Consider the following 24,708-nt stretch of genomic DNA (forward strand, 5'->3'; position numbering starts at 1 on the left):
AGGTATTAATTGGACAGTTTGGTTTTAGACTATAGAGATCCACTTTTTAGTGTTATAATATTTTTTACTTTAATTTTCTTAATCTCTTTTATTACTTACTCTTTTGGACTTTATAAAGAGAAGAATGCTAGAAAAGATTATAGAGAGCTACTTAATCGATTTGAATTAGGTAAGTTAAAAGAAGAGGATTATGTACACTTATACAAAACATATAATTTGCCATTTGATTCAATTATACTATTAGCTTCAAGTTTTTTACACAAAGGTGATTATAGTAAAGCAATATCAGTATATCTTGCCTTGCTTGAACATGTAACTGATAGGGTAAAAAAAGAAGAGCTTTTGGAACTTTTAGGTTCGACTTATTTTAAAGGTGGCTTCTTACAAAGATCAAAAGAGATATATTTAAAGATTTTAAAATTTTCTCCTAGAAATGAAAAAGCTTTAAAACACCTATTAATTATAAATGAAAAATTAAAAGATTATGAAAAAGTATTGGAAGTTATTCAAGCTTTAGATGAACTAGAAGTTGATGTAATAAGAGAAAGAATACACATAGAAACACTAAAAATATTAAATAATAAAGAACTGACATATGAAGAAAAAACAGAAAAATTATACTCATTTTATAAAATGAATCACATAATTGAAAGACTTTTTATACAGTTTTTAATTCAATATAATAAAGATTTTTTATGGAAGCATATAGATGAATTTGATGTAAATAAATTTACTGATTTATTATGGTATTTAGATTTTAATGATATTGATTTTGATGTTGTTGCAAACAATGAACAACTAAATCAAATATATAATGCAAAAGGCTATTTACAAACATGTAATCATAGTAGTGATTTTGTATTTGACATATTAATAGCTTTAAATAAACACGAACACAAAATTCCTGTGACATTAGATTTTGAATTTATTTGTACTTCATGTAAACATACTCATCCTATCTATGAATCAAGGTGTCCGCACTGTCATAATATTTTAACTTATAAAATAAAACACAATTTAGCTAAGGATTTAAATGAAAGAAATCAATCTTTACAGTGATGGTTCAAGTTTAGGAAATCCAGGACCTGGTGGTTGGGGAACAATACTTGAATATAAAGGAACTGAAAAAGAGTTTTGTGGAGGTGAGTATAATACTACAAATAACAAAATGGAATTAATAGGTGTTATACAGGGATTAAAAGTATTAAAAGAACCATGCATTGTAAATGTAATATCAGATTCAACTTATGTTGTAAAAGCTATAAATGAATGGCTTGAAAACTGGGAAAAAAACAATTGGAAAACCGCTTCAAAGAAACCTGTAAAAAATGTAGAGCTTTGGCAAGAGTATATAAAAGTTTCGAAACCACACAAAATTAACGCTTTTTGGGTAAAAGGCCACGCAGGGCATGAGCATAATGAAAGATGTGATATACTAGCAAGAGAATTTGCAGAAAATTTAAAATTAAAAGGAAAAGAAAATGAGTGACTACTCAAAATTAGAAAAGTGTTTGGATTATCAGTTTAAAAACAAAGATCTGATAATCGAAGCACTTACACATAAAAGTTTAAAAAAACCATACAATAATGAAAGGTTGGAGTTTCTTGGAGATGCTGTATTAAATTTGATTGTAGGGGAGTATTTATATACAAACTTTCCTAATTCAAATGAAGGGGAGCTTTCTAAAATAAGAGCATCCCTTGTAAATGAAACAGGTTTTACAAAATTGGCAAATGATATAAAACTAGGTGATTATATTTTTATTTCAACTGCAGAAGAGAGAAATAAAGGAAGAACAAAAGCATCTATTTTATCAGATGCTTTTGAAGCAATTATGGGGGCAATTTACCTAGAATCAGGACTTGAGACTTTAAAACCGATAATTTTAGACTTACTTGAAAAATCATATGATAAAATAAATTTAGATGTACTTTTTAGTGATTACAAAACTGCACTACAAGAGATAACACAAGCAGAATTTGGAACAATTCCTGAGTATAAAATAGAGGGCTCTTATGGACCTGATCATAAAAAAGAGTTTGAAGTTTCAATCTGGATTGATGGAAAAAAATATGGACAAGCAAGAGGAAAAAGTAAAAAACTTGCTCAACAAGCAGTAGCAAAAATAGCAATTGATCAATTTAAGGATTCAAAATAATGAATACATTTGGTCATAAGTTTAAATTCACAACTTTTGGTGAAAGTCATGGAAAAGCACTAGGCTGCGTAATTGATGGTGCTCCTGCTGGCATAAAAATAGATGAAGAATTTATTCAAAATGAAATGAATAGAAGAAAACCAGGTCAAAATAAATATGCAACTGCTAGAAAAGAAAGCGATAGTATTGAAATTTTAAGTGGTGTATTTGAAGGACTTACAACAGGAACACCAATTTCTATGGTTATTTTCAATGAGAATCAAAAAAGTAAAGATTATACAAATGTAAAAGATCTTTTTAGACCAGGTCATGCTGATTATACATATTTTAATAAATATGGAATTAGAGATTATAGAGGTGGAGGAAGAAGTAGTGCAAGAGAGACTGCAGCAAGAGTTGCAGCAGGAGCTATTGCTAAACTTTTACTAAAAGAGTTAAATATAGAAGTTAAAAGTGGAATTTGTGAAATTGATGGAATAAAAGCAAAAAATCATGACTTTTCAAATGTTCAAAATTCTGAAATTTATGCTTTAGATAAAAATATGGAACAAGAACAAAAAGATGCAATATTAAAAGCAAAAAATTCTCACAATAGTGTAGGAGGCGTTGCTTTAATAAATATTAAAAATTGTCCAGTTGGTCTTGGAGAACCTTTATATTTTAAACTTGATTCACAATTTGCAAATGCAATGATGAGTATAAATGCAGTTAAGGCTATAGAAATTGGTGATGGCTTTGATTCAGTTAATAAAAAAGGTTATGAAAACAACGATCAAATTACAGCTGAAGGCTTTAAATCAAATCATAGTGGTGGAATATTAGGTGGTATTTCAAATGGTGAAGATATAAATTTAAAAGTATATTTTAAACCAACACCCTCAATCTTTATAAAACAAGAAACAATTGATATTTATAATAATGAAGTTGAATGTGAATTAAAAGGAAGACACGACCCATGCGTAGCAGTAAGAGGAAGTGTAGTTGCAGAAGCAATGGCTTCATTAGTTCTTGCAGATATGCTACTATTAAATATGAGTTCTAAAATAGAAAATGTAAAAAAAGTATATGATAAATAAATAAAACTAATATTTTAAGTAAGTTTGAATTTATCTTTTTTATATATAATTTCAAAAGTACCTCTTTGGTTAAGGGGTACTTTTTTTATTTATATTTTTTTCAATTTATCTTGAACAAAATCGCTATATAAAGCTAATACTTTTTTTCTATTTTTCTCTTTAAAAATAGAAACACCAACTTTTTTCAAATCTTCAATTGGCAAATCATTTGTATCTGATGCAACTAAAGCATTAAAACTATTATTTTTAAATAGCTTTACAATATCTTCATTTCTATTTTCTAACATTTCAACTGAACTTATTGTTTGTCCACTTAAATTTAATACTGTAAAATATTTTGCATTTGTAAAGTTTGTTGCAACTTCTGACATATAACTTAGATTTTCAACTGTGGGAAATACAATTCTCATTTTGTACCTTTAGAGTATATTATTTTTATAAAAGGATTTTTGTAAAAACTTAATATTTATTTGTATTTATCAAAAAAGTTTTTACAAAAATTATGGTGTTATAATCTTGATTGACCCAAGAGAGGAGTGTTATTTTGTATGTTAGGCTAGACAACTAAACAAAATGATCAATCTAATTATATTTGTTAATATATCTTCATACTTAACTCTAAAATTTATTCAACTAAGAATTAATTTGAGAGAGCGGGTTCACTTAGTTCTAAAATGAAACAAATATTATTTCAAATAATTAATTAGAGTTAAGCCTTATGAACATATGACCGAATGATAACATTTATTTGGTCATATGTCAAGTACTTTTCCATGTTTTTAACAAGATTATGTTAAAATCTCATATCCAATAGATTCAAAGGAGTTTTATGGCAAGAGAAAAACTAGAAAGAAAACTAAATTTAAAACCAGTATGTAAATATTTTGGTCCAAAAGATAAAGAAGCAAAAGAGGATGTTGTACTTTTACATGAAGAATTAGAAGCTATTCATCTAATGGACTCTTTTTGTATGTATCAAGAAGATGCTGCAAAAAAAATGAATGTATCAAGAGCAACATTTGCAAGAATTGTTAAAAGTGCTAGAAAAAAAATATCCCTTGCATTAATAACAGGAAGCAATATAAAAGTACACGAAGTTAAAAATGAATTTCGTATTGCAGTTTGTTCAAAAAAACAAGATGAACTTGAATATGCTGAAGCTGAAGCTGAATATATTTGGATTATATTTATAAAAGATTATAAGTTAAAATCTCAAAGCTGTATTAAAAACCCTATGTATAAAAATGAAGATGAAGCTACATGTAATGTATTACCTGATTTACTACATGATTATGGAGTTAACTATTTTATGATAAGTGATATAGATTATGATTTGAAAATTTCTTTAATTGCTAAAGGTATTTATCCAATATTAAAAGAAGAAATTCAATTAGAAAACCTAGTAGATATTTTTCAGTAGAGGCAAGGTCTCTACTTAAGTTGTGATTTCAACTCTTCTAACCTTGCAATTCTATCTTCAGTTGTAGGGTGTGTTCTAAAAAGTTCAGAAAATTTAATATCTTTTCCACTAAAAGGATTTATTATAAACATATGTGCTGTTTGCTCAGTTGCATTATGAATTTCTCCTCTTTTTGCATAACTTTCAAGTTTAGATAATGCACTTTGTAAACCACTAGCATCTCCAACTAATCTTGCAGCACCCTCATCTGCTAAATACTCCCTACTTCTACTTACTGTCATTTGAATAACTGCTGCTGCTAAAGGTAAAATAATTGCTAAAACAATCATTACAAAGGGATTTGAATTTTGTCTATCATTTCCACCAAACATTGCTGAAAACTGCATCATATTAGCAATCATTGCAATAGCACCTGCAAAAACAGCTGCTATAGTTCCAATTAATATATCATAGTGTCTTACATGTGATAATTCATGGGCAATAACACCCTCAATCTCTTTTTCATTTAACAAATCCATAAGCCCTTGTGTTACAGCAATTGCTGCATGCTGATGATTTCTTCCTGTAGCAAATGCATTTGGCATATCATCAGGTATTATATAAACCCTTGGCATTGGTAAATTTGCTTTATATGCAAGTTTTTGTGTAATTTGATATATTAAATTTCTTCTATCTAAAATTTCAACTGCATTATAAGAAGATAATACATGCTTATCTGAATAATAATAAGCATAAAAGTTCATTCCAGCAGCTAATAAAAATGCTATTAGCATTCCATTTGGACCACCAAATGAATATCCAATAAATACAAACAGTACAGATAATAGTGCAAGAAAAAATACAGTTTTTATTTGTTCCATAACTGCTTCCTTTAATTTAATTTTTTATATACTATTATATTATAATTTAACAAATTTAATAAACAATTTAAATTAATTTTACAAATCTACTATTTATAGGAGATATTTTGAAAAAACTTTACTTAATTAGACATGCGAAATCTTCATGGAAAAACTTAACCTTAGCAGATTATGATAGACCTTTAAATAAAAGAGGTAAATTAAATGCACCATTTATGGGAAATTTACTTTATCAATTAGGAGTTAAACCAGATATTATAGTTTCATCACCTGCTTATAGAGCAAGAAAAACTGCACAATTAATAGCAAAAGAAGTAAGATACAATAAAAAAGATATAGATTATTATGAAGACTTATATGAAGCATCTATAAATAATATTATTGATACTTTAAAATATTTAGATGATAAAAATAGTGTAGTATTTTTAGTAGGTCATAATCCAAGTTTAAATTTATTTGCAGAGCAGTTTTTAGATTTTGATGAGAATATACCAACATGTGCAATATTAGAAATAGAGTTTAATTGTCAATTATGGCAAGAAATCAATAGCTATAATAGTAAATTAATTACATTTGAATATCCAAAAAAATATTTATAATTTTTATTTAAATAAAAGAAAAAAATACATAAAATAAAGAAAAAAATAGGTAAATAAATGAAAACACTATATCTAATGAGACATGGACAAAAAGAGTTAAATTCATCAAAAGATGATTTTGATATAAAATTAACTACCAATGGAATTAAAGATATTGAAGATATTTCAAATAAACTTTTAGAAGATAAGGTTCAAGTTGATTTAATTGCTTCAAGTCCAGCTTTAAGAGCAAAAGAAACTGCACAAATTCTTGCAAATAAATTTGCTTATAAAAAACCAATAATATATAATGAAGTAATATACCAAGCTTTTTTAAATGAACTGCATGAGATTATAACATACACTTACGATACAGTTGACTCAATGATTTTAGTTGGACATAATCCATCATTGGCAATATTAGCTTTAAATTATTGTGGATATAAAGATAAGTTTGATATGGGTTATGTGATTAGAATTGATTTTAATTGTGATTCATGGATTGATATATCAAAAGATAATGCAGAATTTAAAAAAGTTTATAAAATAGGTAAATAAAAATTTATTTACCTAAACAAAATTCACCAAACATAACATCTAGCATTTCATCATTTTCATAAGGTCTTGTAATATTAGATATAAAATGCAATGCTTCTGTTATATGATGTGCAAAAAACTCTAACTCTCCCGTTTGAAGTGGCATAGAAGATTCATTTATGTGATGAAGTGTTTGAAAAACACTATCTATTTGTCTTTTTGATATCAAAGTCATTTCATCGCTATGAGTATTAGTATCAAGAATTTTTTCTATTTTTGTAACTAAAGGTTGAATAGACTCTTTTGTACTTAAATTTGTATAATCATCTAATTTTGAAATATCAAAATTTTTTTGTAAATCAGTTTTATTTAATACTTTTAAAATCTGTTTATTTGAAGTGTTATGTAATAAAGATAATATTTTTTCATCCTCTTTATCACAAGGTTTACTATTATCAAATAATGCAACAACTATATCTGCTTCATTAATAGCAGTGATTGATTTTTCAATACCTATTTTTTCAATAACATCAGAAGTTTCATCTCTTATACCAGCTGTATCAACTATTTTTATAATATGTGTTCCAATTTTTACAGACTCTTCAATTGTATCTCTAGTTGTACCTGCAATATCAGAAATAATAGCTCTATCATAATTTAAAAGTTTATTCAATAGTGAAGATTTACCAACATTAGGTTTTCCTATGATTGCAAGTTTAAAGCCCTCAATCATTCCTTCTCTTCGTTTACTAGCTTCTAAAGTATTTTCAAGTTTTTCTTTGATATTTTTTAATTTTTCTTCTATTTTTTCAAAAATATCAGTAGGTAGATCATCTTCTGCATAATCAATACTAACTTCTGTATATGCAAGCATAAAAAGTAAATCTTCTCTAATATCTTCAACAAAATTAGATAACTCACCTTTTAGTTGTTTTGCTAAAAGTTTAACTGCATCTTCACTTCTTGCTTCTATAATTTTAGAAATTGCTTCTGCTTTTGATAAATCCATTTTTCCATTAAAAAAAGCTCTTTTTGAAAACTCTCCTGGATTAGCAATTCTTGCACCACAATTTAAAACTTCATCTAAAACCATATTTGCAATAGCTACACCACCATGACATTGAAACTCAACAATATCTTCTCCTGTAAAAGAAAATGGTGCTTTAAAATATAATAAAAGTGCTTCATCAATAGCTTCATTACTTTTAGTATAAAGTGTTGATAAAGTTGCTAGTCGTGGTTTTAAACTCTCTCTTTTAGAGATTTTAAGAGCAATTTCTAAAGCTTGTTTACCACTAACTCTTACTATTGAGATTGAACCTATTCCATTTGCTGTAGCTATTGCTACAATTGTATTATCATCAAACAATTTTATTGCTCTTTACTTCTATATTCATTAACAAGTACATATCTATCGCCTCTAACATTTGTCTTAACAGCAACATATTTATTAGGGAACTCATCTCTTAATCTTTTCAATGCAATATGAACTAAAATACCATCTAAAGGTTTTGTTTTAAAACTACCTTTTTCATTAATAGTTTCAATTGCAGGTTCCAAATATGTATGGATAGACTCTTCTTGATTTTTTAAGAATTCGGCAACTTCTAATCTTAGCATCAAACCATACTTTTCATTTATCCAATTAAATAAAATATAAGATAATGCTTTGTATCTATAGCCCTCTTTTCCAATTAAAAGTGCAGAATCAGCTCCCGTAAACTCAATATATAATGTTTCATTGTCATAAAACTCAACTTTTATATCTTCAATTTCATAACATGTATTTGAAAATAGTGAATCAATTCCTTCTTTTACTTCATTTAAGATAATTTGTTCATCTTTTTTAACAATAACTTCATTTATTTCTTGTTTATCTCCAACTTCATAAAAATTATCAAAGATTTTCTCTTTTGAATGAATATTTGGAACTTTTTTATGTGATTTATTTAAAGTAGGTTCTTTTTTTGTAGCAACTTTATTTGAGTCTTCTATTTTTTTAGATACATCTTCTATTTTTATATCTTTTTTTCTAAATTTATGCTCTTTTTGTTTTCTATCATAAATTTTTCTATCATGTTTTTCAACAACTTTAATAATAGCACTTTTACGACCAAAACCAAGAAAACCTTTTCTTGGTTGTTGATCAATCTCTATTTCTAAATTTGTAATTGAACATTTAAATTCATCTTTTGCTAATTCATATGCCTCTTCTAAACTATTTGCTTCAAACTTTTTCATAATTAATCCTATTTTTTTATAGCTCTTTTCTTTTCAAACATTTTATTTATTGTATATTGTTGAGCTATTGTAAATACATTATTAACGAACCAGTATAGTGTTAAACCTGCTGGGAACCATAAGAAGAAGAATGTAAATACAACTGGTAACATTTGGAATATTTTTCTTTGCATCTCATCTTGCATTGTATTTGGAGTAATTCTTTGTTGTAACCACATTGAAGCACCCATTAATATTGGCAATACAAAATAAGGATCCATTTCTGCTAAGTCATGAATCCATAAAATCCACTCTGAACCTTTTAGCTCAATAGCATTTAATAGTACTCTATATATAGCAAAAAATACTGGGATTTGCAATATAATAGGTAAACATCCACCCATTGGATTAGCCCCATGCTTTTTATAAAGTTCCATCATGTGCATTGATGCTTTTTGTTTATCATCTTTATATTTTTCTTGTATTTCTTTAATTTTAGGAGCTAACTCTTTTAACTTGTTCATTGATACCATACCTTTGTATGATAAAGGATATAATACAAGCTTAATTAAAATTGTTACAATAACAATAGTCCATCCCCAGTTTCCAACAATATTATGAATATATTGTAAGAAAATAAACATAGGTTTTGCAATAAATGTAAACCAACCATACTCAATAACATCTGTTAGTTCTGGATTTAAAGCTTTTAAAGTTTTAAACTCTTTTGGCCCAATATACCCACTAAAGCTAATATTATCATTTCCATGAATAAAAGGAGAAGGATTACTTTCATTATCTGGCATTACTGTAATTGCTAATGATTTATTAAAATTATAAATAACAGTTGCATAATATCTATCAAAATTTGATACAAATTTAATTCCTGTATAGTTTTTAGTTTTATCTAAATCACCATCTTCAATTAACTCCATTGTATCATCATTTTGTTTTACATACATCCCATGATCAGCATACATATCAGCTAATACATTTGGTCTAAATCCATTTGTAATAAAAAACTTTTTAGCATTTGTAGTTTTTACTTCTAAATCATAATGACCATCTGGATAAAACTTAAAAGTTTTTGTAAGTGTTGTATCAGACAATTTTTGTGTTAATACTAACTCTTGTGGGCTTGTTTTAGCATCAAGCAAACTTTTACTAGCAGTAACATTTACTTTAAAAGCTTCATCATTTATATTTGAATCTGCAAATCTTACTTCTAAAGGTCTTAATTGATCTGCTTCAAAAAGTTTTATCTGATCTTTGTTTTCATCAATATACTGTTTATCTTGCAAAGTAACTTGTGCAATTCTACCTAAATTATCAATTTCAAATGTGTTATGTTTTGTTTTAACTGTTGCTACAATACTATTTGAAGCAATTGCTTTTGAAGAAAGTGCATCAACTGACTTTGAATTATTTTCTGCTGAAGCAGTAACACCATTTGACATTGTATTTTCTTGTTCAACTAAAGGAGCACTATTTGCTTTTTTCACTTGTTCTTGTGTAATCTTAGCTTGTTTTGCTTCTTGTTGCGGCTTTAATACTAAAAACTCATATGCAATAAAAAATACAAAAACGACTAATGTCATAATTAACATTCGTTTTTGCATACCACCATTATTCTGATTCATGTTATTCATCATTATTGTTATTCCACTCCCTATTTTTAACTACCAAATATCTATTATTATTCACAGGTATGTACCAATATTTGATTTTAATTTTTTTAAAATTTATATTATTATGCCTTACCAACTTTATAACAGGATAATCAATTCCACCTTTAAAAAGTTGATTACATTTTAATATCCGTGTTATTGTAAAATAAATAGCCTTAAAAAATGTATTATTTTCAAATTGCCAAAGGGCATATTGTGAACAAGTTGGATAATATCTACAACTTCCATATGAAAAAAACGATAAATATTTTTGATAAAATCTAATTAAATAGTTTACAATTCTTTTCATTTTAGAAGTTCTAATCTTTTAAGAGCAAAAATAAAATCTTTTTTTAACTCTTTTGGGTCTTTTTCAAAAATCTTTTGTTTAGCAACAAATATATAGCTTCCAGTAGCTACTTGTTTTTCAAAAGAGACAAACATTCCTCTAAGTCTTCGCTTAGATTTACTTCGCATTACTGCATTACCTACTTTTTTTGAAGCAACAAAAGCTACTTTAAAATCTTTTGTAGGCGAAAAAAAAGCGACAAAGGAATGGGTGTGCCATTTTTTGTCGCTTTTATAGATCTTGTTAAAATCGCTTGAATTATTAATTCTGTGTTTTTTGCTTAAACAGCTAATCTTTTTCTACCTTTAGCTCTTCTTGCTTTAATAACTCTTCTACCGTTTTTAGTAGCCATTCTAACTCTAAAACCATGTGTTCTCTTTCTAGGAGTATTATGTGGTTGATATGTTCTTTTCATCTTTAGCTTTCCTCTTATTGACTAATTAAGTTGCGGATTATAGTTAAATACAGCTTAAAGTAACTTTAGTTTAAAGTCTTTTTAATCTATTGGAAGGGTTATTTTAAAACATGCACCTTTATATTTTTCATTTTCAAACTCATACTCTTCATTTGTAAATTCAAGTGTTCCATCAAGATGTTTATTAACTATCTCACTACTCATGTAAAGCCCTATTCCTGTGCCATCTTCCTTTGATTTTGTAGTAAAATATGGTTCAAATATTCTATGTTTTATATCATCATTTATTCCATTTGCATTGTCTTTTATAAGAATAATTAGACTATTTTTAACTCTTTTTGCTTCTATAAAAATTAATTTTCTAAAATTTTGTTTTATTAACTCATCTCGTGCATTATTTAAAATATTAATTAAAACTTGCACAAGTTTACTCTCAAAAGAATAAATTTTAACATCTTCTATATTGCTAATAAGTTCAATATCCTTATTTTTGTACTGTGCAGAGACAAGTTTAAATGTTTTTTCAAAACTATCTTGTATATTAAACTCTTTTCTTGTTTTATTATTTTTAAAAAAATTCCTAAAATCATCTATTGTTTTAGAAAGATATTGAACATTGTTATTTATTGAATCTAAACTTTTTATTTCAAAATCATCAGTTAAAACTCCAATCTCTTTTTGCATTTTCACACCAGTTGCTGCTGTACTAATGGAACTTAAAGGCTGTCTCCATTGATGTGCAATATTACCAATCATTTCTCCCATAGTTGCCATTTTTGATTGATAAGCTATCAAATTATCTTTTTTTCTATTTGCTTGTATTTGCTCTTCAATCATACTTTTATATCTAAGAAATATCTTTTCAATTAATTTTGAAATATATATAGATATTAAAAGTAAAATAATAGTTGAAATAATTGTTATTTTATAAAGTGTTTTTATCTCCTCATTATATTTTTTTTCTAATAAAAACTCTTTTTCTTCTATTTCTTTGTAAACATCATCCATATAAAAGCCTGTTCCAATAATCCAATTCCACTTATCAAACTTTTTTATATAGCTTATTTTTTCTATTTTCTTTAAAACACTATTTGGCTTATTTATATGAGAGTATTTTAAATAACCACCTTTTTGTGATATTTCTTTCATCTTTTCAAAAGATTTATTTATATTTTCAACAAAAGCTAAATTTGAAATATTTTTACCAATAAAATCTTCATTATAATAGCTTAGATATTTACCTTCGCTATTTAAAACAAATATATATCCATATTTTCTATATTTTACACTGCTTAAATACTCTAAAATCTCTTTTTTTAAATTTTGTTCATAATCTACTACAAATCTTCCAGTTCCTATATATAAATTCAATGGTTCAATCTTTTTAAAAAAACCAATCTTCTTATACTCTTTATTGTCATTTTTAGGCCAATACCAAGAGTAATATGTTTCACTCTTAGTTTTTAAGATTTTACTTAATTCTTTTGAAATATTGTTATTTTTAGAGTCTTTATAATCTAGTAAATTTCTTCCCTCAATACTTTTATCTCCACCATGTAAAATATTTACTCCATCAAAATCATATATAAAAAAATAGCCATCTTTTGCATATTTTATATTGTTTAATACTTTTTTTATTTGCTCAAGAATTTTCTCTTTTTTTTCATTTTTATTCATATTATATACATTTAAAGATATTTGATATGCATTTAAAACTACTTTTTTTAACATCTGTTCTAAATTTTTTTCAGTATTATTTTGTTTCATCTTTATGTAGTGAATTGTTTCAAGAACTTCATTTTTTACAAGCTCTTTATTTGTAGTTATATATTTTTGTTTTATCTGTTTTTTTTCTAGGTTTAAATTCTGTTTTTTTTCATATAATAAATAAAAATTAATAATAATACAAAGAATAAATATAAATATTGTTGGGGCATATTTTATAATTTTTAAAATTTTATTTTCTTTTCTTATCATAAAACCTTCTCCTTCTATACTCTATATATTATAGCATATTTTTCAAATAGAAGGAGAATTTTTATATTTATTTTATTTCAACTGTAATTTCATTGTCCTTATAATCAAAATTTACAACACTACCCTCAGATATTTTTTCTTCCAAAATCATATCTGCTAATTTATCTTCAACAATTTCATAAATAGCTCTTTTAAGAGGTCTTGCTCCATATACTGGATCAAATCCTGCTTTTGCAATAAACTCTTTTGCACTTTTTGTTAATGTAATAGTTATATCTTTTTCTTCAAGTTTTTTTCTAATACTATTAAATAAGATATCTACAATATTTGTTATTGCTTCTAAGTTTAATTGCTCAAATATAATAATATCATCAAGTCTGTTTAAAAACTCAGGTTTAAAGTTTACTTTTAACTCTTGTAAAACCTCTTTTTTTCTACTCTCTTTATCAGATATTTCAATAATCTTTGAACTTCCAATATTTGAAGTTAAAATAATTATTGTATTTTTAAAATCAACTGTAACTCCTTTGTTATCAGTTAGTCTTCCATCATCCAATACTTGTAAAAGAAGATTAAACACATCTGGATGTGCTTTTTCTACCTCATCAAATAAAATTACACTATAAGGTTTTCTTCTAACTGCTTCTGTTAATTGACCACCCTCATCATAACCTACATACCCAGGAGCTGCACCAATAAGTCTTGAAACTGCATGTTTTTCCATATATTCGCTCATGTCAAATCTTATCAATGATTTTTCATCATCAAATAGAAATTTTGCTAATGTTTTTGCACTTTGTGTTTTACCAACTCCTGTTGGACCTAAAAATAAAAATGATCCTATAGGTCTATTTGCTTCACTAAGACCTGCTTTATTTCTTTTAATTGCTCTACTAATCGCTTTTATTGCATCATCTTGACCAATTACATCCTCTTTTAAAACTGATTCTACTTTTAAAACTCTTTGCTTTTCAGAATCCATCATTTTATTTACAGGAATTCCTGTCCATCTACTTACAATTGATGCAATTGAATCCTCATCAACTGAGTTTCTAAGAAGTGTCCCCTCCTCTTGCATTTTTTCCCATTTTTGTTCATTTTCTACTATTTGTTTTTCTAAAGTTGGTATTTCACCATATTCAATAGATGCTGCTTCTTCAAATCTTGATTCTCTTTTTGCAATATTTGCTTTTGTTTTAAGTTCATCAATTTTTGCTTTTAATGCAGATGTTGCATTAAAAGTATGTTTTTCATTTTCAAATCTTGACTCTAAACCTCTTTTTTCTTCATCTTTATTTGCTAACTCTTTTTCAATCTCTTCAAGTCTTTGCTCATTTTTCTTAGTTTTTTCCATCTTCAATGCTTCTTTTTCAACATTTAAAGACTCAATTTCTCTTTTTATTATTGATAAAGCATATGGCTCAGACTCAATTTGCATTTTAAGCTCTGCTGCTGCTTCATCTATTAAATCAATAGCTTTATCAGGCAAAAATCTATCAGTAATATATCTATCACTTAATTTTGCAGCTGCAATTAATGCACTATCATTAATAGTAACATTGTGATGTGTTTCCAATCTCTCTTTTATACCTCTTAATATTTGTAAAGCTTCATTTACATTTGGCTCATCAACTTTAACAGGCTGAAATCTTCTTTGCATTGCTGCATCTTTTTCAAAATATTTTCTATACTCTTTAAGTGTAGTTGCACCAATAGTATGCAATTCACCCCTTGCTAAAGAAGGTTTTAAAATATTAGCTGCATCCATACTACCCTCACTAGCACCTGCACCAATAATAGTATGTATTTCATCAATAAATAAAATTACATTTCCAGCTTTTTTAACTTCATTTATAACAGCTTTTAATCTATCTTCAAACTCTCCTCTATATTTTGCACCTGCAATTAAAGCACCCATATCAAGAGCAACAACCCTTTTATTTAGTAAACTTGTTGGAACATCTTTGTTTACAATTTTTTGAGCAAGTCCTTCTGCTATTGCTGTTTTACCAGTTCCTGGTTCTCCTAATAAAACAGGATTATTTTTTGTTTTTCTAATCAATATCTGCATCATTCTGTTTATTTGCTCATCTCTTCCAATAACAGGATCTAGCTCACCATCAATAGCTTTTTTATTTAAATCTGTTCCAAATTTCTCTAAACTTTCAAGTGTATCATCTGATGTTGCACTATCAATTTTTGCCCCTGCTCTTATAGCTTCAAGCTCTTTTTTAGCATCTAAAAGATTTATATATTTTCCTAAAACATCTTTTATTTGCTTATCATCAAAATTAGCAATAAGCCAAGTATCCAAAGCAATAAACTTATCACCATTTGAGTTCATAAGCCCATGTGCTTTTTCAAGTGAACTCATAAAATTTCTTGATAACTTTATATTCTCTTTTGATACATTAGATACACTTGGTAAATTTGAAGCAATTGATTTTATTTCTAATTCAATTGCTGCTTTATCAATATTCATTTTATTTAATAATTGGTTTAATACTGAATTTGTATTTGTTATTAATGCCCATAAAAAATGTATTACATCTACTTCTTGGTTTTTGTTGTGTAGGCATAATGATACTGCTGAATCAATTGTTTCAGCAACTTGGTTAGTTAATTGTTCAAATATTTTTTTCATTTTTAGCACTCCTTTAATTTATCTGCTAAATAATTATAGCAAGTTGAGTGTATTAATGTCAAGTATTTTTCATATAATCAAAGATAACTTTAAATTGGCATCCTGTATAAGCTTCATTTTCATAAGAAAACTTTACATTTTCCACCTCAATTACTCCTGCCATATGTTCAACTATTATTTGATGAGTCATATATAAACCAATTCCTGTTCCTTGAGATTGATGTTTAGTAGTAAAATAAGGATCAAAAATCTTTGGTTTAATATGCTCTTTAATACCTCCAGCATTATCTTTAATAATCACAAAAACTCTATTTTTTGATATAAATGCTTCAATAAAAATAACTCTATTTTCAATATTATTTATTTTTAATGCATCTTTAGAGTTATTTATTATATTTATAAAAGCTTGTGTCAATTCATTTTCAAAGCCATTGATATATAAATCTTTTCCAACTCTTTTTTCTATTTTTATATAGTGATTTTTAATACTAGATTCAAGAAGTTTCAATGATCTTTCAATAACTTCACTTAAATCTATTCTTTCAATGTCTTTATCTACTTTAAAAAAGTTTCTAAAATCATCTATTGTTTTTGATAAATATTTAGTATTTTTAATAATCATATCCAAAGAGTTATCTAAACTTTTATCATCTAATATCCCAAACTCTTTTTCAACTTTTAAAGCACCAGCTGCTGTACTAATTGAGCTTAAAGGTTGTCTCCATTGATGAGCAATATTACCTATCATTTCTCCCATTGATACCATTTTTGATTGTTGTGAAAGTAGTTTATCTTTATTTTTTAATTCAGTAATATCAATAAAACAACTAATTTTAAATCTTTTATTATTCAAAGTAATAAACTTTCCTTGTCCCAATGCAGTAAATGTTTCATTTTCTGCATTAACTAACTCTAACTCATAAGGTGAGCTTTCAATATCTATTTTTTCTTTTACTAATTCAATAGATTTTTCAGATATAAAATCAAACAAACTTTTTCCAATTAGTTGATTTTTATCATCTAATTTCATCAAACTCAAAGCCACATCATTTACTTGATAAATCTTTTTTGAATCATGCACAACTATTGCTTCCATAGTTGAGTTTAAAAGATATTCAAAGCTATTTCTTGCTGCTTTTAGCTTTTTTTCTCTTTTATCAATTTGTTTTTTCATTTTTTCAAAACTATTAATTAATAAAGTAATCTCTTTAAAAGCTGATTGTTTTATTTTTTTATTGTAATTTCCATTTGAAATATCTTTTGTAGTATCTTGTAAATAATCAAACTCCCTAAATATTTTATTAAATATTTTAAATACAAAAAATAGTGCAAAACTTACAAAAACAATTACAATAAAAAATACAATAAAAGCTATATCTTTTATTGCATCAACTACTTCACTTTGGTTTTGTCTTATGATGACAGTCCAGCCTGTTTTTTTTATTTTTGAATACATTCCAAGATTTCTTAAATCTCTTTTTATGCTTTTGAAACTTTTTATATTAAACTCTTTATTATTGTTTATAAGCTCTTCAAAAACCGTACTATTTTTAATATTAAATCTTTGAGTTACAAGTTTTTGTGCATCTGGATTAAAAATAAATACACCATTTTTGTCTACCATTCTAATCATATGTGTTTCATCACTATTTTTAAATTTTGTAATAAAATTTGTAAGTTCCTCAAGCTTTAATTGAATAACAATAATTCTATCTTTGTATTTTAAACTATATGAAATTGAAGGATTATTATTTGCAGAAGACAAAAATACATCAGACCAATAATCAAGTTTTTCATCACTTAATTTTTTATAAAAATCTTTATTTGAATAATCAAAACCTTTATAAATATTGTCCATGTTTTTTCCAGCAAAATCGACTAAAATTCCATCTTTATTTAATATAAAAATAGATGAGACATCACTATTTAAATATAATACATCATTTAAATACTCACTATCTAAACTCTGTTTTTTTATACTAAAAGATGCAATATTCTCAATTCTTTTTAAAAGTTTTAATCCCTCTGAGTTTACTTGTCTTAAAACTTGTTTTTGATTATGCTCAACACTTGTAATTTTTATATCATAAAAATTAATCATAGTTAATATTCCAATTACTACAGAAACTGTAATAATTGATAAAATAATAAAAGATGAAATTGTACTTTTTAAACTTTTCATATTAATTTATTCTTTCATATTCACTATTTTTAATAGTTGTAATAAAATAATCCCTTGAAACATCTCCATACTTATCAAATATAATATGTCCTTGTAAACCATTAAATACTTTTTTTGTAAGTATATACTCTTTTATCTTCACAGCATTAGTAGTATTTTGTAAAGCTTGTATTAAAATCTTTCCAGTTTCATATGCTTGTGTTGCAAATACAGATGGCTCATATCCATACAATTTTTTGTATTTTGATTTAAAAATTAAATAATCTTTATCTTTAGCATTATTATCATCATATGCTGTTATAAAAAGCATCCCCTCAACTGCTTTTCCACCCTCTTGAATTAGTTTATACTCTTTTGCCCAACCAGCAGAAACAAAAGTAGAATCAATATGCTTTAATCTTAAAAATTGTGAAAGTTTTGCTGTATCAAGAGAGTTTGCTATTATAAATACAACATTTGGATTTTTCTCTTTAATATCTTTTAAGATAGCTTCAAAGCCAACATTTATATCAATTACTGAAGCTATTTTTCCCTCACTGTTTTTTTCATATGAACTTTTCACATATTTAATAACACCTTTTGAATATGAACTATTTTTAGAATCATAATAAATAGCCATCTTATCTTTTTTATTTTCCAATAAATACTTAGATAACTTCAAAAACTTTTCTACACTATTTGATACTTGTGTTCTAATAAAATTATCATCTTTTTTTGAAAACTCTTCACTACTTGCAGTTGCAGAAATAAGTAAAATATCCTTTTTATTTTCTAAAGCTTTGATTGATATTTTTGTCATAGAACTAGTCGTATTCCCAACTACTATTTTTATATCTTTTTTTATTAAGTCATTTATAGCATTTAAAGCTTTTTTTTCATCTTGCCCATCATCTTTTGTAATTATATTTACTTTTTTACCATTGATTTTATATTCTATTTCTTCAAAAGCCAATTTAAAACCACTTAAAACACCATTTCCTAAAGAAGAATATTTTCCAGTAAGCCCAGAAATAAAGCCTATATTTATATTTTCTTCACTACTATTCTTTTTATAAAAGAAAAATGCAAAAAAAACAGTAATTAAAACAATTAGTATCAATAGTATTTTTTTCATCTTAAACCTTAAGTTTTGTTAAACTATACGATTATACATGAATTATTATTAAAGGACAAAAATGCTTTGTGGAATAGATGAAGCTGGGCGTGGACCACTTGCAGGTCCACTTGTAGTAGCAGGTGTAGTGCTAAAAGAGCAGATAAAAGAGCTTAATGACTCTAAAAAATTAACTGAAAAAAAAAGAGAAGCACTTTTTAAAGAAGTAATAAAATCAAGTGATTATCATATAGTTTTTAAAAGTGCCAAAGATATTGATACAAAAGGCATAAGCACTTGTATAAAAGAGTCAATTCAAGAAATTATGCAAAATGTAAACGCAAGTGAATATCTAATGGATGGAAACACCTCTTTTAATATTCCTACACTACAACATAAAATTAAAGCAGATGCAAGTGTAGTTGAAGTTAGTGCTGCTTCTATCTTAGCAAAAGTAAGTAGAGATAGATATATGTGCGAAATTGCAAAAGATTTTCCAAACTATAATTTTGAAAAACATAAAGGCTATGGAACAAAAGCTCATATAGAAAAAATCAAAGAGTTTGGACGAAGCAATGAGCATAGATTTACTTTTAGATTAAAAGATTTAGGTGAAGAGAAAATTGGAGTTCAAAAAAGCCTATTTTAGGCTATTTTGAAACTTCTCCTATAAACTCTTCAACTGATTTTATTTTTTGTTTTATTCTGTCTTCATGATTTTGTCTAATATCAAAAGTAATAGTTGAATAGACTCTTTTACACCCTGCTTTTTCTAAAACTTCATAACATTTACCAATCAAAGTTAAAGCTTCACTCATTTTTTCTGTTTCTATAATAGTGCACATAGAAGTTAACTGATAGTTATAACCACTATTTTTAATAACTTCAATTACCTTTGAAACCTCTTTTGCCTTACTTTCACCCTTGTCAGTTGGAAACATAGCCATTTGAACTAAAACACTCATACAATAACCTTTATTTGGTAATTTTATTTTATAGAATTTTCTTATAAAGATATGTTACAAAAATAAAAATAAGAGTATGTTAAAATATTTTCTAAAAGAAAATAATAAAAAAATCTCTTTCAAAAACAAAAAATAGTGGAACTAAATATAATTATTACTTAATAATAATTTATATAAACATTTATTATAATTTTATTTTTCTATTAAAATCAAAGTTGCACTTGAAACTATCTATGAAAGTTACTTCTTTAATTAAAGAAAAAATAAACAAAAAAAAGGAAATAAATTAATGAGAATTTTACTATTTACAATGCTACTGTTAAGTTTATCTTTTGGAGATGCTTTTAATGATGGCTTAAAAGCTTTAAAAAGTGGCAATTATAAAAAAGCCATTGAACTTTGGATGCCATTAGCAAAACAAGGAAATTCTTCTGCACAACATAATCTTGGAACTATGTATGCTAATGGAGATGGTGTAAAGAAAGATTACAAAGAAGCAGCTAAGTGGTACACCCTAGCTGCAAAACAAGGAAATTCTACTGCACAATATAATCTTGGATTTATGTATGACAATGGAGATGGTGTAAAAAAAGATTATAAAGAAGCAGTTAAATGGTATACCCTAGCTGCAAAACAAGGAAATTCAGGTGCACAACTTAATCTTGGATTTATGTATGTAAAAGGTCAAGGTGTTAAAACAAATAAAATTAAAGCATTTGAATACTGGATGGCTTCAGCCAAACAGGGAAACTCAGATGCACAAAAAAACCTTGATATTTTATGTAAACAGAGTCCTTGGGCTTGCAAGTAAAAAAAATTTTTAATATAATCTAAAACATCTCATTTCTTCTGCTTTTTAGTATTTATAAAAAAAGCAGAAGAGATTTAAAAATACTACTTAAAAAATCAAAAATGCTCATCTTTTATTTTTTTTAGATTTTTTTATTTTGATACTTTAGTGTTACTATTATACAATATAATATAAATAAAAAAAGAAAGCGATTATATGAAAAACAACCTATCTTATAAAAAACTTTTTGTTTTTTTAACAATAATTTTTGGAATAATACTAACAGCAACAACTTATATAACTTTTAATTACATAAAAAAAAGTGATATTCATAAAATCTCAAATGATAATCTAAAAAAATCCATTAGCTATAAAAAAAGTTTTATGAGTGATTATTTTAAACCTTATAAAAATTCAATAAACGCAATCTCTTCAAATATAACTTTAGAAAAATATCTAAATAATCCAAAAAAAGAGTATGAAGATTTTGTAAAAGAGCTTTTTTCTTCATATTTAGTAACATTTGAAAATATAAATCAAATTGAACTTTTAAATAAAAACAATAAAAACACAATACAAATAAGTAAAAACTCAAAGATAAAAAATATATTAAATAGTAAAAACAAAAAAGAGCTTATCACAAAGTTTGAAGAGTTTTCAAAAAATAATCTTTATGTTTCTACAATTGATTTTAATTCAACAAATCTTATTACAATTGATTTTGTAAAACAAATCACAAAAAACTATTTTATTGTTATAAATATTGATTTAAAACACTTTTTTAATACTCTAAAAGATTCAAGATTATATGATGTGTTTTTGATAAATAAAAAAGGCGACTACTTACTTTATAAAAATTCAAATTTAGAACTAAATACTATTGATAATAGTACAATTTATAATGACTTTTCTAAAAGAGAAGCTAAAAGAATCTTAAACAATAATTTAAGCCAAGGTAAAGATTTTATTTCAACATTTACAAATATAAATAATCAAAACTATATTTTAATACTTAAAATGAAATATAAAAATCAAAACCTAAGTATAAGAGATTCTCAAAATTTTATTTTTATTGTTATTTTTTTATCTTTTATTATTTTAATTCCCCTTGCAATTTATTTTGCAACTATTCCTGATAAAGTTCTAAAAGAGTATGAAAAAAAACTAATAACACATAATATTACAGGATTAAAAAACTCTATTTATTTGGAGAAAATGCTTGAAAAAAACAGCAGTTTTGCCAAATCTATAGTTATTTTGGTTTATATAAATAATTGTAAAAAACTACAAAGTGTATATGGATATACAGCATTAAATAAAATTTTAAAAGAAGCAGGAAGACTAATAAGTAGCTATAAAGAAAATGATCAAAATTTTGATGATATTTATTCCCTTGAAAGCAATATTTTTGCAATAAAATACAAATATAGCGATGAAAATCAACTTATAAAATTTACACAACTTTTATTTAATGACTTGGAAAATATTGAAATACTAATTGACAAAAATAGTTCAGTTTATCTTGATTTGACATTAGGAATAAGTAATCCAAAAAATCTAAATAGTAAAAATAAACTACATGAAGCACAAATGGCACTAGATTATGCAATTGAAAAAAGAATTGATATTTTAGTTTATGACCCAAATATCAAATCAGAAGATATAAATAGCCTAAATCTAAAAATATTAAAATCAATAAAAACAGCTATTGATAAAGATAATGTAATCTTACACTACCAAGCAATTTACAATAATAGAACTCAAAAAATAGAGAAGTTTGAGACCTTAATGAGAATAAAAAATAGTAAAAATGAGATTTTATATCCAAACTCTTTTATGGATATTGCAAAAGATTCAAAAAAATACAATAAGCTAACATACGCCATGATAGAAAAATCTTTTAAATATTTTCAAGATAAAGATTATGAGTTCTCAATCAATCTTAGCTTTTTAGATATTGTAGAAAAAGGTTTTACAAAATATTTAGAATACAAAATAAATGAGTATGGTGTAGCAAAAAAGTTAGTAATTGAAATAGTTGAATCAGAAAGTATTTCAAACTATAAAGAGATAAAAAGATTTATTAGCACAATGAAAGAGCTTGGTTGTAAAATAGCAATTGATGACTTTGGAAGTGGTTACGCAAACTTTCAACATATTATTAGCCTTAGTCAATATATTGATTATATAAAATTTGATGGTTCACTAATTAGAAATATCCATAAAGATAGAAAATCTCAACTATTAGTAGGTGTGATAAAATTTTTATGCGATAGCTTAGGTATTAGAACTATTGCTGAGTTTGTAGAAGATGAAGAAACACTTAAGTTTGTTGATTCTATGGGGATAAACTATTCACAAGGTTACCATATAAGCAAACCTGTAAGCAATATAGAAAATATACCACAATAGTTGCATAATTTAATAGTTTATTTACACTAAATTTGTTATATTTAATTTACAATATTTATAAGGAGAGTGCATAATGCAGATTCAAATGACTGCTGAAGTAGTTTTATCACAGTTAGGCTATACAAAAAATGAGAGTTCTTTTCAACAAGCTGAAAAGATGATAGCTGCAACAAAAGGTTTTGATAAGTTTTCTAAACATATCATTAGCTTAAATGACCATCTAAAAAAGATGAATGCGTATGTTGCATTATCAAATTCAACTGAGTTTTTAAAAATAAAATGTGATGAAAATGATGCAGATGAAATTTTAGAAGAGTTTCATAAAGAAGTAGCACATTGGGCAGATAAATATAATATTAAGCTTCAAAAACTAAACAATAAAGAAGTTTATTATATATTAGGAACAAAAGAATAAAATAGAGAAGTTTTCTCTATTTTATTAAAATATTTTCTTTCGTGTATGACAATAAGGAACTTTTCCTGTTCTTTCATAATAGTTTTGATGATAATCTTCTGCTGAGTAAAACTCACTTGCATTATGTAAAGTAGTAGCTACTAAATAGCCTTTATCACTTAATAAATCCAAAATTTTCATTGCAGTTTGTTTTTGTTTATCATCTATATAATATATAGCAGATAAATATTGACTTCCAATATCTGGACCTTGACCATTTGTTTGAGTAAAGTCATGTATCTCAAAAAAGTATTTAACTAACTCTTCATAAGTTATCTCACAACAATCATACTCAACTTTTACAGCTTCTAAATGTCCACTCATACCACTACATACAGTTTCATAAGTAGGATTTTGTGTATCTCCACCCATATAACCTGAAACCACACTATAAACGCCCTCAAGTTTTTTAAAGTAATACTCAACACCCCAAAAACAGCCAGCAGCAAAATAAGCAACACTATGATTTTCACAACATTTTTCTTTGCTATCAAAAACTAAAGAGATAGAGTTTACACAATGTCTTGTATTTTTAGAAGTAAAACCCTCACCCTCAAAAACATGACCTAAATGAGCATCACAATTTGAACAAATAATCTCCATTCTTCTGCCATCTCTATCAGGTACTTTTTTTACTGCACCTTTTATTTCATCGTCAAAACTTGGCCATCCACATCCTGATGAGAATTTGTCTTTTGATTTAAATAGAGGTTTAGAACATTTTTTGCATTTATAAATTCCCTCTTCATAAAAATCATTATATCTACCAGAAAATGGTTTTTCAGTACCTTTTTGCTCAATTACATACTTTTCATCTTCTGTTAATTCATTATATTTCATTAAACTACCTTTGATTACATCACTTAAGCGAATAATAGCAAATAAAACAACAAATAGAATTAATAAAAAA

Annotated in this window: 25 protein-coding genes; 11 read left to right on the top strand and 14 right to left on the bottom strand. The window is 25.9% G+C overall.

Annotated elements, in window-relative coordinates; translation table 11 throughout:
- The first annotated feature begins 9 nt into the window (after positions 1-9).
- From ACAN_RS10445 to aroC, 4 genes are read left to right on the top strand one after another with little or no spacing between them, the layout of a single operon-like run.
- Entirely contained in the window at positions 10-1,059 is a 1,050-nt protein-coding gene (locus ACAN_RS10445) for a tetratricopeptide repeat protein (RefSeq protein WP_099334702.1), read from the top strand.
- On the top strand, positions 1,034-1,489 hold the full coding sequence (gene rnhA / locus ACAN_RS10450; protein WP_099334703.1) for a ribonuclease HI: 456 nt from the start codon (positions 1,034-1,036) through the stop codon (positions 1,487-1,489). The genes ACAN_RS10445 and rnhA overlap by 26 nt, the downstream gene beginning before the upstream one ends.
- Entirely contained in the window at positions 1,482-2,159 is a 678-nt protein-coding gene (gene rnc / locus ACAN_RS10455) for a ribonuclease III (protein ID WP_079579742.1), read from the top strand. The genes rnhA and rnc overlap by 8 nt, the downstream gene beginning before the upstream one ends.
- Positions 2,159-3,235: a chorismate synthase gene (gene aroC, locus ACAN_RS10460; protein WP_099334704.1), complete on the top strand. Its 1,077-nt coding sequence runs from the start codon at positions 2,159-2,161 to the stop codon at positions 3,233-3,235. Before rnc ends, aroC begins: the two co-directional genes overlap by 1 nt.
- 89 nt (positions 3,236-3,324) lie before the next feature.
- On the opposite strand, the gene ACAN_RS10465 is transcribed toward aroC, so the two are convergent.
- Positions 3,325-3,645 carry a NifB/NifX family molybdenum-iron cluster-binding protein gene (locus ACAN_RS10465; protein WP_079579744.1) on the bottom strand — a complete coding sequence of 107 codons (321 nt, stop codon included), beginning with the start codon at positions 3,643-3,645 and terminating at the stop codon, positions 3,325-3,327.
- A 419-nt stretch (positions 3,646-4,064) separates the two neighbouring features.
- Between ACAN_RS10465 and ACAN_RS10470 the strand changes: the two genes are divergently transcribed.
- Complete coding sequence (locus tag ACAN_RS10470) at positions 4,065-4,655, top strand: DUF134 domain-containing protein (protein ID WP_079579745.1); 591 nt, start codon at positions 4,065-4,067, stop codon at positions 4,653-4,655.
- Positions 4,656-4,666: 11 nt separating this feature from the next.
- Here the strand turns inward: ACAN_RS10470 and htpX are convergent, their stop codons facing one another.
- Positions 4,667-5,515: a zinc metalloprotease HtpX gene (gene htpX / locus ACAN_RS10475; protein ID WP_099334705.1), complete on the bottom strand. Its 849-nt coding sequence runs from the start codon at positions 5,513-5,515 to the stop codon at positions 4,667-4,669.
- A gap of 107 nt (positions 5,516-5,622) precedes the next feature.
- On the opposite strand from htpX, the gene ACAN_RS10480 reads away from it, so the two are divergent.
- Positions 5,623-6,114: a SixA phosphatase family protein gene (locus ACAN_RS10480; RefSeq protein WP_099334706.1), complete on the top strand. Its 492-nt coding sequence runs from the start codon at positions 5,623-5,625 to the stop codon at positions 6,112-6,114.
- A 57-nt stretch (positions 6,115-6,171) separates the two neighbouring features.
- Entirely contained in the window at positions 6,172-6,651 is a 480-nt protein-coding gene (locus ACAN_RS10485) for a SixA phosphatase family protein (protein ID WP_099334707.1), read from the top strand.
- Between the two features lie 4 nt (positions 6,652-6,655).
- Here ACAN_RS10485 and mnmE read toward each other — a convergent pair whose 3' ends face one another.
- The 10 genes from mnmE to ACAN_RS10535 all read right to left on the bottom strand — a co-directional run bounded on the left by mnmE (position 6,656) and on the right by ACAN_RS10535 (position 19,198).
- Entirely contained in the window at positions 6,656-7,999 is a 1,344-nt protein-coding gene (mnmE, locus tag ACAN_RS10490; protein ID WP_099334708.1) for a tRNA uridine-5-carboxymethylaminomethyl(34) synthesis GTPase MnmE, read from the bottom strand.
- 2 nt (positions 8,000-8,001) lie between these two features.
- Positions 8,002-8,871 (bottom strand): Jag N-terminal domain-containing protein, encoded by an 870-nt coding sequence (locus tag ACAN_RS10495; protein ID WP_099334709.1) that lies wholly within the window; start codon positions 8,869-8,871, stop codon positions 8,002-8,004.
- Between the two features lie 8 nt (positions 8,872-8,879).
- Positions 8,880-10,499 carry a membrane protein insertase YidC gene (yidC, locus tag ACAN_RS10500; protein WP_099334761.1) on the bottom strand — a complete coding sequence of 540 codons (1,620 nt, stop codon included), beginning with the start codon at positions 10,497-10,499 and terminating at the stop codon, positions 8,880-8,882.
- A complete protein-coding gene (yidD, locus tag ACAN_RS10505) occupies positions 10,492-10,827 on the bottom strand; it encodes a membrane protein insertion efficiency factor YidD (RefSeq protein ID WP_079579751.1) in 336 nt (111 codons plus the stop codon). Before yidD ends, yidC begins: the two co-directional genes overlap by 8 nt.
- Positions 10,824-11,159, bottom strand: coding sequence for a ribonuclease P protein component (gene rnpA / locus ACAN_RS10510; RefSeq protein ID WP_079579752.1), 336 nt, complete (start codon positions 11,157-11,159; stop codon positions 10,824-10,826). Before rnpA ends, yidD begins: the two co-directional genes overlap by 4 nt.
- A complete protein-coding gene (gene rpmH, locus ACAN_RS10515; protein WP_079579753.1) occupies positions 11,147-11,281 on the bottom strand; it encodes a 50S ribosomal protein L34 in 135 nt (44 codons plus the stop codon). The genes rnpA and rpmH overlap by 13 nt, the downstream gene beginning before the upstream one ends.
- Positions 11,282-11,362: 81 nt before the next feature.
- Positions 11,363-13,258, bottom strand: a complete 1,896-nt coding sequence (locus ACAN_RS10520) for a sensor histidine kinase (RefSeq protein ID WP_099334710.1) — start codon at positions 13,256-13,258, stop codon at positions 11,363-11,365.
- 67 nt (positions 13,259-13,325) lie between these two features.
- Positions 13,326-15,902 (bottom strand): ATP-dependent Clp protease ATP-binding subunit, encoded by a 2,577-nt coding sequence (locus tag ACAN_RS10525; protein WP_099334711.1) that lies wholly within the window; start codon positions 15,900-15,902, stop codon positions 13,326-13,328.
- Between the two features lie 58 nt (positions 15,903-15,960).
- A complete protein-coding gene (locus tag ACAN_RS10530; protein ID WP_099334712.1) occupies positions 15,961-18,084 on the bottom strand; it encodes an ATP-binding protein in 2,124 nt (707 codons plus the stop codon).
- A 1-nt stretch (position 18,085) separates the two neighbouring features.
- Positions 18,086-19,198, bottom strand: coding sequence for an ABC transporter substrate-binding protein (locus ACAN_RS10535; protein WP_099334713.1), 1,113 nt, complete (start codon positions 19,196-19,198; stop codon positions 18,086-18,088).
- Positions 19,199-19,259: 61 nt separating this feature from the next.
- Between ACAN_RS10535 and ACAN_RS10540 the strand changes: the two genes are divergently transcribed.
- On the top strand, positions 19,260-19,826 hold the full coding sequence (locus ACAN_RS10540; protein ID WP_099334714.1) for a ribonuclease HII: 567 nt from the start codon (positions 19,260-19,262) through the stop codon (positions 19,824-19,826).
- Position 19,827: 1 nt separating this feature from the next.
- Here the strand turns inward: ACAN_RS10540 and ACAN_RS10545 are convergent, their stop codons facing one another.
- Positions 19,828-20,142 (bottom strand): MTH1187 family thiamine-binding protein, encoded by a 315-nt coding sequence (locus tag ACAN_RS10545; RefSeq protein WP_099334715.1) that lies wholly within the window; start codon positions 20,140-20,142, stop codon positions 19,828-19,830.
- Between the two features lie 289 nt (positions 20,143-20,431).
- Here ACAN_RS10545 and ACAN_RS10550 point away from each other — a divergent pair, with 289 nt between their 5' ends.
- From ACAN_RS10550 to ACAN_RS10560, 3 genes are all read left to right on the top strand, one after another.
- On the top strand, positions 20,432-20,953 hold the full coding sequence (locus tag ACAN_RS10550; protein WP_099334716.1) for a tetratricopeptide repeat protein: 522 nt from the start codon (positions 20,432-20,434) through the stop codon (positions 20,951-20,953).
- Positions 20,954-21,148: 195 nt separating this feature from the next.
- Positions 21,149-23,344, top strand: coding sequence for an EAL domain-containing protein (locus ACAN_RS10555; RefSeq protein WP_099334717.1), 2,196 nt, complete (start codon positions 21,149-21,151; stop codon positions 23,342-23,344).
- 73 nt (positions 23,345-23,417) lie between these two features.
- Positions 23,418-23,759: a hypothetical protein gene (locus ACAN_RS10560; RefSeq protein ID WP_099334718.1), complete on the top strand. Its 342-nt coding sequence runs from the start codon at positions 23,418-23,420 to the stop codon at positions 23,757-23,759.
- A gap of 24 nt (positions 23,760-23,783) precedes the next feature.
- On the opposite strand, the gene ACAN_RS10565 is transcribed toward ACAN_RS10560, so the two are convergent.
- The gene (locus tag ACAN_RS10565; RefSeq protein WP_191287712.1) at positions 23,784-24,638 is read right to left on the bottom strand and encodes a bifunctional methionine sulfoxide reductase B/A protein; all 855 of its coding nucleotides are present in this window, start codon (positions 24,636-24,638) and stop codon (positions 23,784-23,786) included.
- Positions 24,639-24,708: the final 70 nt, after the last annotated feature.

The sequence above is a fragment of the Malaciobacter canalis genome (assembly GCF_008000835.1).
GTDB lineage: Bacteria > Campylobacterota > Campylobacteria > Campylobacterales > Arcobacteraceae > Malaciobacter > Malaciobacter canalis.

Coding starts and splice junctions, on each gene's coding strand:
- ACAN_RS10495 (WP_099334709.1), bottom strand. CDS start 8,871: ATGAAAAAGTTTGAAGCAAATAGTTTAGAAGAGGCATATGAATTAGCA.
- ACAN_RS10465 (WP_079579744.1), bottom strand. CDS start 3,645: ATGAGAATTGTATTTCCCACAGTTGAAAATCTAAGTTATATGTCAGAA.
- ACAN_RS10535 (WP_099334713.1), bottom strand. CDS start 19,198: ATGAAAAAAATACTATTGATACTAATTGTTTTAATTACTGTTTTTTTT.
- ACAN_RS10470 (WP_079579745.1), top strand. CDS start 4,065: ATGGCAAGAGAAAAACTAGAAAGAAAACTAAATTTAAAACCAGTATGT.
- ACAN_RS10560 (WP_099334718.1), top strand. CDS start 23,418: ATGCAGATTCAAATGACTGCTGAAGTAGTTTTATCACAGTTAGGCTAT.
- ACAN_RS10520 (WP_099334710.1), bottom strand. CDS start 13,258: ATGATAAGAAAAGAAAATAAAATTTTAAAAATTATAAAATATGCCCCA.
- yidC (WP_099334761.1), bottom strand. CDS start 10,499: ATGAATAACATGAATCAGAATAATGGTGGTATGCAAAAACGAATGTTA.
- ACAN_RS10540 (WP_099334714.1), top strand. CDS start 19,260: ATGCTTTGTGGAATAGATGAAGCTGGGCGTGGACCACTTGCAGGTCCA.
- ACAN_RS10550 (WP_099334716.1), top strand. CDS start 20,432: ATGAGAATTTTACTATTTACAATGCTACTGTTAAGTTTATCTTTTGGA.
- aroC (WP_099334704.1), top strand. CDS start 2,159: ATGAATACATTTGGTCATAAGTTTAAATTCACAACTTTTGGTGAAAGT.
- ACAN_RS10565 (WP_191287712.1), bottom strand. CDS start 24,638: ATGAAATATAATGAATTAACAGAAGATGAAAAGTATGTAATTGAGCAA.
- rnc (WP_079579742.1), top strand. CDS start 1,482: ATGAGTGACTACTCAAAATTAGAAAAGTGTTTGGATTATCAGTTTAAA.
- ACAN_RS10545 (WP_099334715.1), bottom strand. CDS start 20,142: ATGAGTGTTTTAGTTCAAATGGCTATGTTTCCAACTGACAAGGGTGAA.
- ACAN_RS10485 (WP_099334707.1), top strand. CDS start 6,172: ATGAAAACACTATATCTAATGAGACATGGACAAAAAGAGTTAAATTCA.
- rnhA (WP_099334703.1), top strand. CDS start 1,034: ATGAAAGAAATCAATCTTTACAGTGATGGTTCAAGTTTAGGAAATCCA.
- ACAN_RS10525 (WP_099334711.1), bottom strand. CDS start 15,902: ATGAAAAAAATATTTGAACAATTAACTAACCAAGTTGCTGAAACAATT.
- yidD (WP_079579751.1), bottom strand. CDS start 10,827: ATGAAAAGAATTGTAAACTATTTAATTAGATTTTATCAAAAATATTTA.
- rpmH (WP_079579753.1), bottom strand. CDS start 11,281: ATGAAAAGAACATATCAACCACATAATACTCCTAGAAAGAGAACACAT.
- htpX (WP_099334705.1), bottom strand. CDS start 5,515: ATGGAACAAATAAAAACTGTATTTTTTCTTGCACTATTATCTGTACTG.
- ACAN_RS10530 (WP_099334712.1), bottom strand. CDS start 18,084: ATGAAAAGTTTAAAAAGTACAATTTCATCTTTTATTATTTTATCAATT.
- ACAN_RS10555 (WP_099334717.1), top strand. CDS start 21,149: ATGAAAAACAACCTATCTTATAAAAAACTTTTTGTTTTTTTAACAATA.